The following is a 2,729-nucleotide window of genomic DNA, read 5'->3' on the forward strand; positions in this document are numbered from 1 at the left end:
CCGCCCGTCGACAGCTCGGCAACCGTCTCGTCGGCATCCTCCACGGCTGCCTCAAGACCCGCACCCTCTACGACGAAGCGACCGCCTGATCGCACTACGCACACCTCCATGCCGCTTGACCTCAAACGACATGGGGTGTCTCAAACGCTACGCCGCTCGCGAGATCTACCGCCAAATCCAGCCGACGTCGTCCCTTGCTGCCCACTCTGCCGCTAGACGCAACATAGAGGCATCCTCAACATCCACCTCGCAGCCAGGCTGAAGAGGTACGAAGCCGAGCACGACTGGCTCACCACCGTCCGCCTCCCGCCGTATGCACCCGACCTGAATCCCGTCGAGACCGTCTGGGCCCTCGTGCGCAGAGCGATGGCCAACACCGCCTTCGGCACACCCGACGACCTCGACCGCACACTCCGCCACGAGTTACGCAAAATCCAACTCCGGCCCCGCCCTATCGACAGCTGCCTCACCGCCACAGGCCTGACCATCACCCCACCGACCGCACCCTGAAAACCTCAGTAACCGAAGCCGGACGGCTCGGGGTCACCGGACGCCATCCACGTTGCCGACCGGTGGCACGTCTGGAAGAACCTGGCCGAAGCGGTCGAGAAGAGGGTCGTCCGGCACCGGGCTCCGCTACGTGAACCGCAGGAGAAAGCGCCGTCCCACACCTTCGTGTCGAACAGGTCTCACGGAGCTCGTCGTCTCCTGCCCGGTCCCGGCGGACCGGCCGGCTGTCGGAGCGGGTCCGCCGGCAGCACACGGTCGTTCAGATCTGCTCGCCCAGGGCCAGAGCCCGCGCCCATTGCCCGGGAGCTGGCTCTGGCCCGCAACACCGTCCGCCGCCCCGCCCAGGCCACCACCCCCGACGAACTGCTGGTCGGGGCAGTGGACCAGCCGCCCGAGCATCCCGACCCGCCCAAGGCCCACCCCCACCAGCGGTGGAACGGGGCTACCAGGGCGGCAGAGGCCCCTGGCCAGCAGGAACAGCAAACTGTAACTGGCGTACTAAGATCGGCGGTCCTGGGCTCGTACCCGGTAAATGCCAGCGGTCACCTGGTCGGAGAGGTCGTGCACCAGTTCCGCGAGACCGTGAGGCCATAGGGTCTCCGGGCTCCACAGCAGTCCGGTCTGTGGTGTGAGGTCGTGTGCCCCGGTAAGGTCTGCGCCGGTGAGGTCCACGTTCACGAGGTCCGTGTCGGTCAGCTTCGCGTCACGCAGACTCGCGGCGCCGAGGTTGGCGTCCGCCAGGAACGCACCGGTCAGGTTTGCGTTGCGCAGGTTCGCTCGGGTCAGGTTTACGCCGGACAGATACGCGCGCATCAGGCGGGCGCCTGCCAGGTCCGCGGCACCCAGGTCAGCGTCGTCCAGGTTTGCTTCGGTCAGGTCCGCGCCGACGAGCCTTACGCCGTTGAGGTCCGCACCACCGAGGTTCGCGCGTGGCAGAAGGCGGGGCGCGTCTTCGAGCGGGGACGGACGAGGGTCTGTGAGAGCTGCGGCCTCCGGGACGGCGTGAGACGGCAGGGCGGAGCCGACAGCATGCTGTGCGATGGCGAGGGCGGTAGATGCCAGGGCGCTGGAGGGCGCTTCGGGGCAGGCGAGATAGAGCAGGCCGCGCAAGACGCAGGCTTGTTGCTGGGTCTCGTCGTGGTCCACTACAGCCTCCAGGGCAGAAAACGGTCGGGGTCAGTCCCCGGTATGTATGCGGCAGACGGGGCACTGGTGGCCGGCGGTGGCGCTCAGCGACAGCAAGAACCCGGCAGCGGCGTTCTCGGCCCGCCGTAGGGCCTGGCTCGCGGAGGACCCTGGCGGCGGCTTGACACTGCCCAGAAGCATTTCCACAAGGCGTACCCAGTGCCTCTCGGCTTTCTCCCAGTCCGGTTGTGCTCCCGCGGTGGTGGTAGGGACGCGGAGGGGGTGGAGGCGGCCGAACTGGATCACCGCCTTACCCATATCGCCACCGCGCGCATAAAGATCGTGTAGGGAGATCGCAGGTCTCTCCCAGAGGCCGTTGGCAGCGTGGGCGGGTGGACGGGAGAGGGTGCGCAGTTCAGCCAGGACAGCGTTCAATTCCCTGGCATGGTGGGCTTGGATCTGCGTGGTGATCAGGTAGCCGGCGGTGCCTCCGACGAACGCGGGGATCGCCACCCAGCCGGCCACGGACAACAGCCACGCGCACCACTGAGGGCTGGCAGCGGCGGGGGTCCTGATGCCGAGCAGCACCTCATAGGCGCTCACCCAGCCGATAAGGGACCCGTTCACCAGGTAGAGAGCGGTGCACATGGCCAGGACTACTGCGGCACGAGTGAGAAGCCAGTACGGCAGTCGGCGGAGCGCGTGCCGTGCGGCCCACCACGCGTCGATCCTCCGCTGGCGGCCCGGCGGGGGAGGTGCAGGCGAAAACGGGGACACGAGCCCCACAGTACGAGCCATGGCCACCCCTCCGACGCGAACCGTAGAAGAACCCACCCGTCTGGCAACCAAGTCGAGAGACATCGGCCCTTCTCCCTGGACAAAAAGCGTACCCGGATGCAGCTTGCCCTGCCGCCGCACACAGGCGCCAAGCCCTGCGGCGTGAGCACCGGCTCGCCTCACCGGGGTCAGTGCTGGACGTCAGACTCCAAAGAGCAGGCCTTACTGATCTTTTCGTAAGTTCGGTGGGTGTGCTGGCCTTGCGAGTGGGAGGCTTTTGGGGTGGCTTATCAACCCTGGCCTTCGGCTGCCGGTTC

The 2,729-nt window shown here is 67.4% G+C and carries 2 protein-coding genes and 1 pseudogene; 1 reads left to right on the forward strand and 2 read right to left on the reverse strand.

Translation table 11 applies throughout. From position 1 onward, the window contains the following. Window positions 1-234: 234 nt before the first annotated feature. A pseudogene (locus ACZ53N_RS37010) lies at window positions 235-510 on the forward strand (transposase); the annotation flags it as partial. 498 nt (window positions 511-1,008) lie between these two features. On the opposite strand, the gene ACZ53N_RS37015 reads toward ACZ53N_RS37010, so the two are convergent. Then, window positions 1,009-1,656 (reverse strand): pentapeptide repeat-containing protein, encoded by a 648-nt coding sequence (locus tag ACZ53N_RS37015; RefSeq protein WP_469145090.1) that lies wholly within the window; start codon window positions 1,654-1,656, stop codon window positions 1,009-1,011. Window positions 1,657-1,686: 30 nt separating this feature from the next. Beyond that, window positions 1,687-2,496 (reverse strand): DUF6313 family protein, encoded by an 810-nt coding sequence (locus tag ACZ53N_RS37020; RefSeq protein ID WP_469145091.1) that lies wholly within the window; start codon window positions 2,494-2,496, stop codon window positions 1,687-1,689. Window positions 2,497-2,729 lie beyond the last annotated feature (233 nt).

The sequence above is a fragment of the Streptomyces sp. NPDC033229 genome (assembly GCF_055576875.1).